11 protein-coding genes and 4 tRNA genes are annotated in these 14,569 nt (G+C 42.4%); 2 read left to right on the top strand and 13 right to left on the bottom strand.

Features of this window, described 5'->3' with window-relative positions; genetic code table 11:
- Positions 1-150: 150 nt before the first annotated feature.
- The 8 genes from Q1A86_RS10750 to Q1A86_RS10715 all read right to left on the bottom strand — a co-directional run bounded on the left by Q1A86_RS10750 (position 151) and on the right by Q1A86_RS10715 (position 5,259).
- On the bottom strand, positions 151-723 hold the full coding sequence (locus tag Q1A86_RS10750; RefSeq protein ID WP_299806332.1) for a type II secretion system protein: 573 nt from the start codon (positions 721-723) through the stop codon (positions 151-153).
- Positions 724-1,377: 654 nt separating this feature from the next.
- Positions 1,378-1,463: transfer RNA gene (locus Q1A86_RS10745), tRNA-Leu, on the bottom strand.
- Between the two features lie 82 nt (positions 1,464-1,545).
- Positions 1,546-1,619, bottom strand: a tRNA-Cys gene (locus Q1A86_RS10740).
- A gap of 15 nt (positions 1,620-1,634) precedes the next feature.
- Positions 1,635-1,710: transfer RNA gene (locus Q1A86_RS10735), tRNA-Gly, on the bottom strand.
- Between the two features lie 152 nt (positions 1,711-1,862).
- Entirely contained in the window at positions 1,863-2,411 is a 549-nt protein-coding gene (gene pgsA, locus Q1A86_RS10730) for a CDP-diacylglycerol--glycerol-3-phosphate 3-phosphatidyltransferase (RefSeq protein ID WP_299806330.1), read from the bottom strand.
- Between the two features lie 47 nt (positions 2,412-2,458).
- Complete coding sequence (gene uvrC, locus Q1A86_RS10725; RefSeq protein ID WP_299806328.1) at positions 2,459-4,288, bottom strand: excinuclease ABC subunit UvrC; 1,830 nt, start codon at positions 4,286-4,288, stop codon at positions 2,459-2,461.
- Positions 4,289-4,308: 20 nt separating this feature from the next.
- Positions 4,309-4,953 carry a UvrY/SirA/GacA family response regulator transcription factor gene (uvrY, locus tag Q1A86_RS10720; protein WP_220769668.1) on the bottom strand — a complete coding sequence of 215 codons (645 nt, stop codon included), beginning with the start codon at positions 4,951-4,953 and terminating at the stop codon, positions 4,309-4,311.
- 215 nt (positions 4,954-5,168) lie between these two features.
- Positions 5,169-5,259 (bottom strand) — tRNA-Ser (locus Q1A86_RS10715).
- Positions 5,260-5,496: 237 nt separating this feature from the next.
- Between Q1A86_RS10715 and Q1A86_RS10710 the strand changes: the two genes are divergently transcribed.
- Positions 5,497-7,209, top strand: a complete 1,713-nt coding sequence (locus Q1A86_RS10710; RefSeq protein WP_299806324.1) for a S16 family serine protease — start codon at positions 5,497-5,499, stop codon at positions 7,207-7,209.
- Positions 7,210-7,276: 67 nt separating this feature from the next.
- A complete protein-coding gene (fabA, locus tag Q1A86_RS10705) occupies positions 7,277-7,792 on the top strand; it encodes a 3-hydroxyacyl-[acyl-carrier-protein] dehydratase FabA (protein WP_299806321.1) in 516 nt (171 codons plus the stop codon).
- 134 nt (positions 7,793-7,926) lie between these two features.
- Here the strand turns inward: fabA and rmf are convergent, their stop codons facing one another.
- The 5 genes from rmf to rlmKL all read right to left on the bottom strand — a co-directional run bounded on the left by rmf (position 7,927) and on the right by rlmKL (position 14,483).
- The gene (gene rmf, locus Q1A86_RS10700; protein ID WP_012155190.1) at positions 7,927-8,103 is read right to left on the bottom strand and encodes a ribosome modulation factor; all 177 of its coding nucleotides are present in this window, start codon (positions 8,101-8,103) and stop codon (positions 7,927-7,929) included.
- A 196-nt stretch (positions 8,104-8,299) separates the two neighbouring features.
- Positions 8,300-10,171 (bottom strand): DUF3466 family protein, encoded by a 1,872-nt coding sequence (locus tag Q1A86_RS10695; protein WP_299806317.1) that lies wholly within the window; start codon positions 10,169-10,171, stop codon positions 8,300-8,302.
- A gap of 29 nt (positions 10,172-10,200) precedes the next feature.
- Positions 10,201-12,120, bottom strand: coding sequence for an ABC transporter ATP-binding protein (locus Q1A86_RS10690; protein ID WP_299806315.1), 1,920 nt, complete (start codon positions 12,118-12,120; stop codon positions 10,201-10,203).
- Between the two features lies 1 nt (position 12,121).
- A complete protein-coding gene (locus Q1A86_RS10685; protein WP_299806313.1) occupies positions 12,122-12,358 on the bottom strand; it encodes a glutaredoxin family protein in 237 nt (78 codons plus the stop codon).
- Entirely contained in the window at positions 12,348-14,483 is a 2,136-nt protein-coding gene (gene rlmKL / locus Q1A86_RS10680) for a bifunctional 23S rRNA (guanine(2069)-N(7))-methyltransferase RlmK/23S rRNA (guanine(2445)-N(2))-methyltransferase RlmL (RefSeq protein WP_299806310.1), read from the bottom strand. The genes Q1A86_RS10685 and rlmKL overlap by 11 nt, the downstream gene beginning before the upstream one ends.
- Between the last annotated feature and the right edge of the window lie 86 nt (positions 14,484-14,569).

The following is a 14,569-nucleotide window of genomic DNA, read 5'->3' as shown; positions in this document are numbered from 1 at the left end:
CAATATTTCTATTTCAAGTATGGCAAACAATTATGCTTTGTATATGACAGAGGAGATAATTAAATAGCTAAGGACTGGAGTAAGTCAAAGAGATAAGGTACAAAAAAGCTCCTTTCCTAAAGGAGCTTATTACTCAGATGGGGAGTGTTACTAACTACTACCACCGAGTATGCTTCTAACTATTTCAGTTTCACCCGAACCTGGATGATATTGTAACTGCCAGTTCTCACTGCCTTTAACAGGGTTATCAGCAATATAGTTATAGTAACAATAACCGTTAGGAAGACTGAGATCACCTCCTCGATACCAATAAACAATATCATTACCTTTTGCAAAAGCTTCATCAGACTCACTAACTAAATTATAGTCGTTATCGAGTAAGCCTTGCCAAACCTCCTTGCAATACGCACCTTGTAGCTTTGTACCATTATCGCTCTGTGAAGTATCTATCCCTAATGGGTATCCTGTCACTGAAGAGTCTAGCGTGCCATCACCATAACAGGCTAAATCCAATTGATAGCCACTCTTACCCGATGCCAGCCAGCAACTATGATAAAGTTTTACCCCGGAGCTGAAGCTTCCAAACGCGCTTTTAATCGTTGCGTCATGGGCATCTTGACTCAAATTGATAAATTTAGGCGCAGCAATAACGGCTAAAATTCCCAATACAATAATCACCACGACGAGCTCAATTAGAGTAAAACCTTTAGCAAGAACTTTCATTTCAAATACCACTGTAATGAGTTGAGCAATAACTGTGTTTACAATATACAGCTAGAGATATGTTTAGTCACTTGAGAATGTCCACTCTTGGACAGGAATCCCTTGTACTTATCTTTCAAGCATCAAAATTCAGACGTAAAAAAAGTATCCCTTGCGATTTTATCGTTAACGGCAGATACAAAAAAGCCCCTGCTTATGCAAGGGCCTTAATGATGTTACCCGTGGCCAGACTTGAACTGGCACGCCTTACTTTGTGAATAGTGTGAGGCATCTTTTATAAAAAGAAATCCATTGTGTTGATATCATAAACGTTAGATACAAAAAAGCCCCTGCTTATGCAAGGGCCTTAATGGTGGTACCCGTGGCCAGACTTAAGCTGGTTAGCTTGTTCAGCAAGGCATCTCTAAAAAAAGGAATCCATTGTGCTGCTATCAATGAACGTTAGATACAAAAAAGCCTCCACACGTTTTAGACGTAAAAAAACCAGCTCGATGGCTGGTTTATTTACTCTTCATAAGAAGATGGTACCCGTGGCCAGACTTGAGCTGACACGCCTATTTTATCAAGTGTGCGAGGGATTTCTTGCCCAGTTTAAATAAGGGCTCATATCAGAAACAAAAAAGCCTCCGCAATTTAATGCAGAGGCCTTAATGATGGTACCCGTGGCCAGACTTGAACTGGCACGCTTATTCAGCGAGGGATTTTAAATCCCTTGTGTCTACCGATTCCACCACACGGGCAAACTCTTTGACTTTGACGATACGCATTGTCGGTACCAATACTGCTTCTCTTTTCAGAAAAACTCATCAAATTCGCAATTTGTGGAGGCGCGACCCGGAGTCGAACCGAGATCGACGGATTTGCAATCCGCAGCATAGCCATTCTGCCATCGCGCCACATGTTCTATAAATTGGAGCGACATATCGGGTTCGAACCGATGACCTATACCTTGGCAAGGTATCGCTCTACCAACTGAGCTAATGTCGCATTTCAATCTATACCGTTTTCAAGTTCTTGCTTAATTCGCCTCCCCTTGACTACGGAATGGCATTCTACCGATTTACTTCGCAGAGTCAACGCTATATTTATCGATAAATGTCTGTTTGCCCACTTATTGATCTCATCGTTGTTTTTACGAGCTATTCGGCTGTTAAATCCTTCCACGCTGCCAAAATATAGCTCATCATTGACCAAAACGTCAGAACAGCTGCGATATAGAACAAACCAAAGGCAGCATAAGTTAAAAGCTCGTTTGGTTGCCAAATTAAACCTGTGATAGCCACCATCTGGGCCGCAGTCTTATACTTACCAATCCAAGAGACAGCAACCGCACCACGCTTACCAATTTCAGCCATCCACTCTCGCAGTGCCGAAATAACGATTTCACGACCAATCATGAAGAGCGCTGGAAGTGTTAGCCAAATATTGCTGTATTCAGAAATAAGTAAGACTAATGCCGTTGTTACCATAATCTTATCGGCAACGGGATCAAGAAAAGCGCCAAAACGTGTCGATTGCTTTAACTTTCGCGCGGCATAACCATCTAGTGCATCCGTAACGGCTGCAAGCCAAAAAACAAATGCAGCGGCAAAAGGAGACCAAGGTTCTGGTATATAAAAAAGTACAACAAAAACAGGAAGCAGGGCTAACCTGAAAAGTGTTAACGCAATAGGAATGTTAAACGGCATTTTAGAACCTAATATTCAAAAGCAGCGCCAATCTTGCCTTAATTTTGTTACCCTCGCAATGCATCATGTATCGTTTGTGCCATTTCTAAGCTAATACCTGGTACTTTTGCCAATTCAGATACACTTGCACCTTTAACTTCTTGCAATCCGCCTAAATATTGCAATAAAGCTTTACGACGTTTAGGTCCCACACCAGCTATCGACTCTAGAGTGGAGGTGTTACGTGTTTTCTGTCGTTTGTTTCTATGCCCAGTAATCGCAAAACGATGAGACTCATCGCGAATATGTTGGATGAGGTGTAAGGCCCCTGAATCGGCAGGCAGTGTAAATGACTCTTCATTTTCACCATAGATAAGTGTTTCGAGTCCAGGCTTACGCCCTTCTCCTTTCGCCACTCCTATTAATGTCGGTGCGTTGTCCAGCACCACAAATTTTTCATCCACCACTTTCTGAGCGATTCGTAACTGGCCGATGCCACCATCAATAAACAAAATATCGGGGATCTTCCCTTTCTCATTAATTTTGTCGAAACGTCTTGTTATAGCCTGTTTCATTGCAGCGTAATCATCACCTGGGGTGATCCCTGTAATATTATAGCGTCGATAGTCTGCTTTGCTTGGCCCTTCTCGATTAAACACCACACAAGATGCCACGGTACTTTCACCCATGGTATGGCTAATATCGAAACACTCCATCCGCTGGATTTTATTAGTCGACTCGATAGCTTCCTCTAACAATAAAAAACGCTGCTCGATAGTATTCTTATGCGAAAGGCGAGTATTAACCGCATTCGTTGCATTGGTTAAGGCTAAGCGTAAAAAACTTGCTCTTTCACCACGAACCTGAGTCTTAATCTCTACTTTCTTATTTTGTGCGGTTTGAATTGCATCAGCAAGCTCAGCTTGTTCCTCAAATGCATCGCTGATCAAGATCTCTTTCGGTGTGAGTCGTTGACTATCAGAATTAAGATAAAACTGCAGCATGAATGAACGAAGCACTTCGGACACTTCTGTATTGACTGGGACTTTTGGATAGTAGCTTCGACTACCAAATATTTTGCCCTCTCGAATAAACAATAGGTGAAAACAGGCAACACCAGACGCATAATAAGCTCCAATGACATCCATGTCTCCTGATGCATTCGATACTTCCTGTTGCTCTGATACCCGTCTTAGGGCGGTAATTTGATCGCGATATAGCCCAGCTTGTTCATAACGCATTTCACTGGCTGCTTGTTCCATTTTTTGTACAAGCACCGACATCACTTGCTGATTCTTACCTTTCAAGAACAATGTCGCGAGCCTTACCTGTTCTTGATAGTCTTCCTCAGACACTATGCCAACACAAGGCGCACTACACCTTCCTATCTGATACTGCAGACAAGGGCGTGAACGAGACTTATAGTAAAGGTCATCACATTGTCTAATCGGGAAAATTTTCTGCATAAGATGCAGACTTTCTCGCACCGCCCCGCCATTTGGATAAGGTCCAAAGTACAGCCCTTTATCGCGTTTGGGACCGCGGTGATACGCTAAACGAGGATGTTGATGGTTACTCAGAAGAATATATGGGTAAGATTTATCATCACGAAGCAGTACATTATATTTAGGCATGTACTGCTTGATGTAATCATTTTCTAGGATCAGCGCATCGGTTTCACTGTGTGTCACCGTGACATCGATATTTGCAATATGGGACACCAATGCCTGAGTCTTAACATTGGTTAAATTTTTACGAAAGTAGGATGAAAGCCGTTTCTTTAAATCTTTTGCTTTCCCCACATAAATGACAACATTTTTGTCATCGTACATCCGATATACACCGGGTGATGATGTTACTGTCTTTAAAAATTGATTGGCATTAAACTCATCAGACATAAAAGTTTGGGGCTAATTATTTAGAATTGTCCAGTATCTAACATTTTATACCGAATTGCTAAACGAGTCAGCTCTACATCTCCGCCTATGCCTAACTTAGCAAACAAACGGTAACGATAACTGTTGACGGTCTTAGGGCTCAAGTTCAACTGCTCAGAGATCTCACTCACTTTTTCACCATTAGTGATCATCAGCATGATCTGTAACTCTCTTTCTGATAACGATTTAAATGGATTATCTTCTGATTGATTGAATTGACTCAATGCCATCTGTTGAGCAATCTCAGGCGACAAATATCTTTGTCCATGAGCCACTTGTCTAATCGCTTGTAGCACTTCTGGAGAGGTGGCACCTTTGGTTAAATAACCCGATGCCCCTGCTTGCATAACTTTTGTAGGAAAAGGATCTTCAGTATGAATGGTTAGCACAATAATCTTAGCATGGGCCTGAAAACGTAAGATCTTACGTGTCGCCTCTAAACCACCAATGCCTGGCATATTCATGTCCATCAAAATCACGTCAGCTTCGTTTTTGCGGCACCACTGCACAGCAGTTTCGCCATCGCCAGCCTCACCCACGACTTTAATGCCTCGTTCATCTTCGAGGATCCGTCTAATTCCGGTTCTTACTAACTCATGGTCATCAACTAAATATACTGAGATCAAAGTCGCCTTACCTTTCGCCGCCAACTTAAAGCATGCTATTGCACAGACTTAAGTTGATAATGTTATAAAGGTTAATTTATCGCATCTAACTGCATATAGAAAGTAAAATATCCTAAGAATCAACATGATGGTTTATTGAGTATAATGAAGAAATTCAATAAGTTACGATGGGTAAAACGCAAAAAGGCAGCCGTGTAGGCTGCCTTTTCTAAATATGGCGGAGAGATAGGGATTTGAACCCTAGATGGGCTATAAACCCATGCCGGTTTTCAAGACCGGTGCATTCGACCACTCTGCCATCTCTCCGAACGCCATAAATATTATGCGTTTCCATTATTGATGTAAACCCATTTCACACAAAAATATCGTCCCACCCGCCTTAGTGACCAACTATTGGACAATAAGTACAGTCTTTAAACGACTAAAGCTGATTCACTAGCACATACTTAGTTACAACAGCCAAATACGTAGCAGATCGTTATCTGTCAAAGCCTGTCGAAAAATGTGCTAGTATCACCCTACTAAAAATAGACATACACTTTTATGAACTCAAATGTTATTCCTGCTTCGGCTCTTGTTCCAATTTTCAATATTCCAGCTGAACAGGCGTTCATCCCTAGCGAAAAAGCCGATTTACTGGGCCAAGAGCGCAGTCTAGATGCATTCCGATTACTCACTGCAACTGATAATCAGCACATGTATTTGGCTGATTATTTCGGTTGTAACAGAAAACGTATTATCGATGCATTGGTTAAGGAACAAGGTCAGTTTCCAACGCTAAGCTTAGCCCTCAATGAAGATAAAACCACCGCTTGGGTTGATCAGGGTACTGCCAACTTAACTGCGCAAATTGCGTCGAAAACTCACCAATATCAATACCTGTCAGGTTCAATACGAAAAGTCGATCTCATCGGACGTTATCACAGTGAAACTCAAACCTATGAGGCGGGTCTTCTGGCCAGCTGTCATTATCTGTTCATCTGTGCCGATTCCTTGTGGAAGAAAGAGAACCTTTGGGATCTACTACTTGAAATTCTCGACAAGCAAAGTTATCAGGTGCACTCGCAGTTACCGCCTTTGTCGTTAAAATGTAAAATCGTTCTCATTGGCTCGAGTAACCAATATGGCCATTGCTGGCTAGGTGAGCCGAGTTTTTCGCGTCACTTCCCACTGCTTGGGGAATTGATCAATGAGATGGATTTATCAGAGCATTCACCCGTTGACTACTGCCAATGGTTAGCCCGTATATTGAATGAACTCAATATAAGCTTAACCAGCTCGGCATTACTGTTATTACTACAATATAGCGCCAAGCTCGCCGATCATCAGCAACGCTTAAGCTTAATGGCAACGAACTTAGAACACTTGTTAGCCCAAGCTAAAGTCTATGCGCAGAGCTCTGAGATCTCGACTCAATCGCTATTACACAGTATTAGCATGACTAACCAACGACACAATGCTTCAGAGCGACTCTCTGAGCAGAACTTTGATGATCTATTTATCAACTTACCGACTCAAGATGAGATCGTTGGCCAGATAAACGGTTTAACCGTGATAGAAAACGCTGAATTTAGCTATGGAGAGCCTGCTCGAATTACAGCATCGGTTCACTATGGTGACGGTGAAGTTGCCGATATCGAACGCAAATCTGAGTTAGGCGGCAATATTCACGCTAAAGGAATGATGATCCTTTCAGCATGCCTTTACCGAATTTTTGGTAAAGATGCCCCACTCCATCTCAATGCCAACATAGTATTTGAGCAATCCTATCAAGAAATTGATGGCGATAGCGCTTCTCTTGCGGAATATTGCTGTTTGATTTCAGCTATTTCAGAAAAGCCAATCAAACAGAGTTTAGCTGCCACAGGCGCAATAGATCAATTTGGTAATGTGCAAGCCATTGGTGGCGTAAACGAAAAAATTGAAGGCTTCTTTAAACTGTGTAAGCGCCGAGGACTGACTGGACAACAAGGAGTCATTATTCCCGCCTCTAACATGCAACAGTTAAATTTGCATCAAGATGTCGTGGAAGCCATCAGAGCTGGCCAGTTCACTTTATATCAGGTTAAGCATATTGATGAAGCTGTCGAGATTTTAATGCAAACCCAGGCAGGCATCGCCGATGAGGACAACCAGTTCCCAGACGAAACACTATATGGCTTAGTGCAATCTCGTTTAGAAAACTTGGCTGGTTATCAGGAAGAAGAAAAGAGTCTTTTTGCAAGACTCGTCGATAAATTGAGATTTTCTAGCTGATCGGAGTTGTTTAGCGTACACGTGTTCGCTAACCTTGGCAGCTCAAATTGCTGGAGTATCAAAAATAATGAGTAACGCAAATAGTTTTACCAAAGAAGATCTTATTGCCTGTGGACTAGGCGAATTATTCGGACCTAATTCTCCGAGACTACCAAAAGACAACATGTTGATGATCGACCGCGTGCTAAAAATCAACTCGGATGGTGGTGAGTACGGTAAAGGTGAGATTGTTGCGGAACTCGATATTAATCCAGACCTATGGTTTTTTGACTGTCACTTCGCAGGTGACCCTGTTATGCCGGGCTGCTTAGGCCTTGATGCTATGTGGCAGTTAGTAGGGTTCTTCCTTGGTTGGGAAGGCGCTGAGGGCAAAGGAAGAGCACTTGGTGTAGGCGAAGTAAAATTTACTGGTCAAGTATTACCTGAGGCTAAAAAAGTCACCTACAAGCTGACAATTAAGCGTAAGGTTTACCGTAAATTAGTTATGGGTATTGCCGATGCCACGATGGAAGTCGATGGCCGTGAAATCTATAGTGCGAAAGATCTTAAGGTCGGTATTTTCACCGATACCACTAGCTTCTAATTGACACTCATTTTGCTAGCTTATGCCGCAATAAAATGCCCTCTTACATAGAGGGCAAAATTGTTTCTCAACGATTGTTTACTTCAAGATAATTCTTAGAATTAAGGTTACTGAGTCTTGTTTATCGAACAGTTTTACTTATTAAATAAACCGCTCAGCCGACCATCAATGCCTTCACGCCAACCTCCAAGCCATTGTGATTTTGAATCAAGTGTCGAATATGGACATATCTCCTTCGACCGGCCACCAATTCCAGCTTGAAAGCCTTTCGAAAAAGCTCTATCTAATCGATCTCTTTTTTGTCTTTTCATGCAAGCATCCTCTCTGAGATAACAAAAGAAGCTAACGCTTCACTTCCATAAATAATGCTTTTTAGACTAGAGATCAATCTATAAAAAACAGCAAACAGACGCTTAAATTTTAAGCTATTGAGAAATATTACAAATTTAATTCAAAAAAAATCGAGGCTGTTAGCCTCGATTCAATTCTTTTACATCATGGATAAATTTACTTAACTCGGCGTCTAAACCAGAGCAAAGGCAAAGCTAACAACCATGCAAAACTTGCAGCACCTTTACGCTCATAGTTGTCGTTACTGCCATCATCATCGATGACGGTACAAGCTTCTGCTCCAGAAGTGCTCGGCTGTAGTACGACCATACGTGGCAAGAATGATGTTACAGGCTCCCCATAACCGTTGAGTTCGAAGAATGGTAAACCATTATCACCAATGACGATATTTCCATCATCATCAAATTTGTATGAAGGCTTACGAATAAAGGCTGTACCCACAATCGTACCATCTTCATTGATACTGTTACCCTCGACAACGAGGATCTCACTCTTGTAAGTTAACGTTTTACCCGAACCATCTTGAACTTCGACTAAATTACGCTCCCATTGTCCCTCAGCATTTTGCTTATAACCTTTAGACTCACAAGTTAGCAAATCATTAACGTTATTGAACTCATTTGATGGTAGATCATACAAGAAAGCCGCTTTGGGACGTGGTTTCTCTTTATCATGGGTTGTTTCAATATAACCCACAACCTGTCCTTGGTTATTGATATCACGACCACGGCTACTTAAGTCAGAAATCCCGCCATAGAAATCGTTTGGTGTAACAAGCGCTGTTTCTGGATTGTTCGTATCGAAGTAGAAGAATTTGTCACGTCGGTAACCATCGATGTACTTATTATAACTACCGACTAAGATACCATTATCGTTGATATCATAAGCAATGGATGAATAGACATCTTTTGCTCTATCAACATCCACCCAGTGATATTTATATTCTTCAACCCCGTTTTCACCTAGCTCTTTTTTCCAATAGGCCGCATCGTAGTACAATCTATCTTTATCGCCTTTGCGATAAACATAAGAGCGACCCGCTACGACACCATCATCGTTAAGCCCAAGGCCCTGAGCGCTGTAAACGCTATCATTAGTCACTTCTAGCCCTAACGGCAACATAGTCGCTGTAGGAGTGTCATTTCCCGCTTCATATTGCCAAACATAGCCACGGATCTGGTACTGAATATCGCTAAAGCCATACTGATTTGGGAACTGAGCAGCCTGAATACAGATCTCTTGTGGTGCAGTGTCGCTGTCGTTGTCAACACAGGATTTTACGATATTGGCGCTGTTATCACTGATATCAATACTGGCATAACCAGTGACTAAACCACTCGTATTAACGGCCGAGGCACTAGAAAAACCACCGACGTTAATAGTCTGTTCACTTGACTCACCTTCCTTATAGATATACTCAGTATAAGGTGGCTTTAATGGGATTTCGGTATCGGTGCCAGACTTAACGAAGCCACGCTGCTCATATTCTCGGTAATACCAAAACTCTTGAGTATCACTGCTGCCATCGTAATCAACCGTCTGCTGAAGTGCCGTCATTGCCCCCACTTTTAAGCCAGCGTCATTGATATCATAAAAAAAGGTATCAACAGAATTGACCGTCGATTCATCTTCAGGAAACGTTGGCGCAGTGGTGCCATTAACGCTTTCAAAAGCTGGCATCCACTCATTACCCACAGAATTAAAAGTGAAGTTGTTAGCTATGATAGGAAGATTAACCGAGAAGTTAATTGTTTCGAAATCTGCGACCCCATCTTCAATGTCGATGATACCATCATCATCTTCTGACACAGTGAGCTTCTTTTTACCTTTAGCAGCACCAACCGCCTCATTATTAGCGTTAACGGCCATACCATAACCGTTACGGGTATTGTCAATGGTGCCATTTAAATTATAAGTATCTAAGTCGATGTTTATAATTTCATAAACAGGTGCGGCTTGCACACCTTGAAGTACGCTTAATACACCAACGGCTACTAATGATAGGGTTTTATCCAACTTAAACTTCATTAACTCGCTTCCTATTTCTTATTTTTAGCTTACTTCAATGATTCGAGCTCTTCCCATCGCTCAAAGCAACTTTCAAGCTGACTTTCCTTATCGGACAATGCTTTCAAGTTTTCATTCACTATTTTTTGCTCCTGAGCATAAAACTCTGGTGAGCTAACAACAGTTTGCAATGCTTCGATATCTTGCTCTAACTGTTCCATTAAGGCCGGTAAAGACTCTAACTCACGTTGCAATTTGTACGAAAGTTTTTTCTCGGCTTTCTTGACTACATTCGGTTTAACAGCAACAGGTTCACTCACCGGAGCTTGGACAGCGTTTGCGGCTTGAGGTTCCTCAGAGTAAAATCTTGCCCCTTGAGAAACGGCATCCTCGTAACCACCCACATACTCACTCCAGCCACCATTGCCGGTAAACCACCAACTACTGGTCACTGTATTGTCGATAAATGCACGGTCGTGGCTCACTAGCAATAGCGTACCTTTGTAATCTGCAAGCAGTGACTCTAACAACTCTAGGGTCTCAATATCAAGATCGTTAGTTGGCTCATCGAGAATAATCAGGTTTGCAGGTCTTAATAATAAGCGTGCTAACAACAGACGGTTCTTCTCACCACCAGACAATGCCTTCACCGGCGTTCTAGCGCGCATTGGAGAAAACAAAAAGTCCTGTAAATAACTCAAGATATGGCGATCTTGACCGTTGATGGTTACCGTTTTCTTACCTTCGCCAACGTTATCTTCAACCGTCTTTTCTGGATCTAGCGCTTCACGATATTGGTCAAAGTAGGCGATTTCAAGTTTTGTACCCACTTTTACGCTACCAGACTGCGCTTCTAACTGACCAATCAACAATTTGACAAGAGTCGATTTACCGCAGCCATTAGGACCAATCAGTGCGATACGATCACCACGCATTACCGTAGAACTAAAGTTCTTAACTAAGTTCTTCTCTGGTAAATTGTACTCAAGGTTTTCAATGTCAAACACTAACTTACCCGAACGCTCAGTATCGGCAACAGCCATCTTGGCGCCACCTTGGCGATTAAGACGCGCCATACGCTCTACACGTAAGTCTTTAAGCGCACGTACGCGGCCTTCGTTACGAGTACGTCGAGCTTTTACGCCTTGACGGATCCAAGCTTCTTCCTCGGCGAGCTTCTTATCGAAGTGAGCGTTTTGCTCGGCTTCAACACGAAGCCATTCCGCTTTACCATCTAGGTAAGCTTGATAGTTACCCGGCCAAGATGTCACCACACCACGGTCTAAATCAACGATTCGAGTCGCCATGCGCTGAATAAAACCACGGTCGTGACTGACAAACACGATAGCGCCGCGGTAACTCAATAGAAATTGTTCTAACCACTCAATTGTGTCGATATCTAAATGGTTGGTAGGCTCATCAAGTAGCAGAAGATCGGGATCGCTAACTAAAGAACGCGCCAAAGCCACTTTACGTTGCCAACCACCCGATAGTTCAGACAAAGGCGCATCGGCATCGAGGCCGAGTAGCTCACAGTTTTGATTAATGCGATTGTCTAACTGCCAGCCATTGAGGTGGTCAATATCTTCTTGCAAACGCTCCATCTGCTTAAGCATGCGCTCCATCTCATCAGGAGAAGCCGTGCCTATATCGTGAGAAAGCTGATGATAACGTTCCAGCTTTTCACCCACCTCTTTGAGTCCCGCTGCAATATACGCATACACAGTGCCCTGCTCAGCCTTTGGTGGATCCTGCTGTAATCGGCTCACTTTAACGTCGGTAGCGATGTTAAACTCACCTTCATCAAGTAACACGTCACCACTTAAGACTTTCATTAAGCTAGACTTACCAGCACCATTACGACCAACGATACAGACTCGTTCACCGGGTTCAATGGTAAAATCAGCATTTTGTAATAATGGGGTATAGCCATAGGCTAAAGAGCCGTTATTAATACGTACAAGACTCAACTTACGCTCCTAAAAATTCTTCTAATGCTTCGAGATCAAACGGCCAATTAAGTTCACTTTGACTGTCGACAATTTTGACGACCGGAATTCGAATGCCATATTGTTCAGCTAAGTTTTCATCATCACAGATATCCAAGGCATCATATTTGATACCACTCTGTATGAGTAACTCAGCTGCTAACTCACACAGATGACACGCATCTGTGTGATATAAAATAACCGAGGCGTTAGCCTGCATGGGTGATTAACCAAGTATTATGGATGTGTGGATTACGCTTGTAATCCAGCGGCAATGTTTGGTTATCGATGTTTTTAACCGACATACCTAGCGCTTCTAAATCTGCAATTTCCATCTTAAACTTACGTTTATTGTTAGAGAAGATGATTTCTCCACTAGGATTAAGCAACTTGAACACATCAGTCAACATAGCGACGTGATCGCGCTGCACGTCAAACGAGTCTTCCATACGCTTTGAGTTCGAGAAAGTCGGTGGATCGATGAAAATCAGGTCAAATCTATCGTGAGTTCGTTTCATCCACTGCAGGCAGTTAGCTTGGACGAACTGGTACTTATCACTATTTAAGCCGTTTAGTGCAAAGTTTTCTTTTGCCCAATCTATGTAAGTATTTGACATGTCGACAGTTGTTACTGAAGTCGCCCCACCTAATGCCGCATGTACTGATGCTGAACCAGTATAAGAGAACAAGTTACAAACACTGCGACCTTTAGATTTTTCACCAACAAGCTTACGCGTTAAACGGTGATCAAGGAACAGTCCAGTATCTAAGTATTCTTTAAGGTTTAATTTGAACTTAGCACCATATTCTGTGGTGATAAGTTCAAGTTTATTGGCAACTAACTTCTCATACTGATTGGTACCCTTCTTTCGTTCACGGGTTTTCAAAATAATATGGTTAGGATCGATGCCAATTGCACTAGGTAAAGAGATTAGAACGTCTGTAAGACGACGCTTAGTCACAGCTTCTGGTATTTGTGATGGCGCTGAGTATTCTTGAATAACCACATAGTCTAAATACTTATCAACGGCCACATTGTATTCAGGTAAGTCCGCATCATATAGTCGGTAACTATCGATACCCTCTTTCTTAGCCCACTTTTCTAACTGCTTAAAGTTCTTTTTAATACGGTTAGCAAACGGCACGGCAATATCACTGACATCTCCTTCAATTTTAATATTCGCAGGATCGACGCGACGTGTATTTTCAGCATGAACCGTATAAAGATTAAACGCACATTCAAGGGCGCCGTTATTCATCTTCATCTGCTTGTCAGCTTTTAGCTTTAATGCAGACAGCAGTTCAACATCACTATTTAAAATAGCAATGCTCCAACCGCCGAACTCAGCCTTAAACTTGTCACCTAACTGGTAATACAATTGCAGTAACGAAGTAACGTTACCTAGGCGCTCGCCGTATGGCGGGTTAGAGATCAAGAAGCCTGACTCTACTGGCACATCAATAGTTAATGCATTGCCAACACTGAAATCGATCAACTCAAGTACGCCTGCATTTTCAGCATTACGCTTTGCTAGCGCAACTAAGCGAGAGTCAATGTCTGAGCCAAAGAACTTAATTTCACAACGGGTTTTACCAATCGATGCACGGGCTTGAGCTTCATTTAATAGCTCTTGCCATACTTTCTTGTTATGCGGTAGCCAATGGTCAAAACCAAAGCGTTCACGGTGAATACCAGGCGCGATATCACAAGCCATCATGGCCGCTTCAATCAAAATAGTGCCACTACCACAGAAAGGGTCAAGTAAATCAACTTTATCTGCCTGCCAACCACTTCGAACAAGCATGTTTGCAGCTAAGTTTTCTTTTAGTGGCGCCTCACCCGTTGTAGAGCGATATCCACGCTTATGCAGCGCTGGACCGGAGAAATTAAAACCGATAGTGATCTCACCACGTCTAAAGTGTGCATCGATTCTAAAATCTGCATCCACTCTTTCTACGTTTGGACGGCTAAAGTCGTCATCACGAAAACGGTCAACAATCGCATCTTTAATTTTTAGCGCACCAAATTGAGTGTTTTTGATAAAACCACCCAAACCATGGAAATCGATGCTAAAAGTACTGCGATTTGAGAACTGCATTTGCCAGTCAATACCATAGGCAGCGTTATACAGTTGCTCGGGAGACTCACAAGGTCCTTTATAAATGACAAAAATGATTCTGCTCGCTAAACGCGACCACAGCGTTATACGATATCCAAGCTCCAACGGAGCAGAAAAATAGACCCCGGCAACACTTTCTTTAATTTCAGAAGCGCCTAGCTCGGCAAGCTCAAGTGATAACGCGTATTCATAGCCCCGTGGAGCTGCAGCAAAAAAATTTAACATTGATAGTCGACACACAGTAAAAATTAGTTAGACATTATACCTGCTAGCGGCAGCAAAAGATAAAAGTTATTGGTTTAAGCTTAATT

The sequence above is a fragment of the uncultured Shewanella sp. genome (genome assembly GCF_947497935.1).
In the GTDB taxonomy this organism is placed as follows: domain Bacteria; phylum Pseudomonadota; class Gammaproteobacteria; order Enterobacterales; family Shewanellaceae; genus Shewanella.
This window is presented reverse-complemented; position numbering and strand designations above follow the sequence as displayed.

Bases quoted from the DNA above. Each gene is read 5' to 3' on its own strand.
- Q1A86_RS10695 (WP_299806317.1), bottom strand. From the start codon at position 10,171: ATGAAGTTTAAGTTGGATAAAACCCTATCATTAGTAGCCGTTGGTGTA.
- Q1A86_RS10710 (WP_299806324.1), top strand. From the start codon at position 5,497: ATGAACTCAAATGTTATTCCTGCTTCGGCTCTTGTTCCAATTTTCAAT.
- rmf (WP_012155190.1), bottom strand. From the start codon at position 8,103: ATGAAAAGACAAAAAAGAGATCGATTAGATAGAGCTTTTTCGAAAGGC.
- Q1A86_RS10750 (WP_299806332.1), bottom strand. From the start codon at position 723: ATGAAAGTTCTTGCTAAAGGTTTTACTCTAATTGAGCTCGTCGTGGTG.
- pgsA (WP_299806330.1), bottom strand. From the start codon at position 2,411: ATGCCGTTTAACATTCCTATTGCGTTAACACTTTTCAGGTTAGCCCTG.
- rlmKL (WP_299806310.1), bottom strand. From the start codon at position 14,483: ATGTTAAATTTTTTTGCTGCAGCTCCACGGGGCTATGAATACGCGTTA.
- Q1A86_RS10685 (WP_299806313.1), bottom strand. From the start codon at position 12,358: ATGCAGGCTAACGCCTCGGTTATTTTATATCACACAGATGCGTGTCAT.
- fabA (WP_299806321.1), top strand. From the start codon at position 7,277: ATGAGTAACGCAAATAGTTTTACCAAAGAAGATCTTATTGCCTGTGGA.
- uvrC (WP_299806328.1), bottom strand. From the start codon at position 4,288: ATGTCTGATGAGTTTAATGCCAATCAATTTTTAAAGACAGTAACATCA.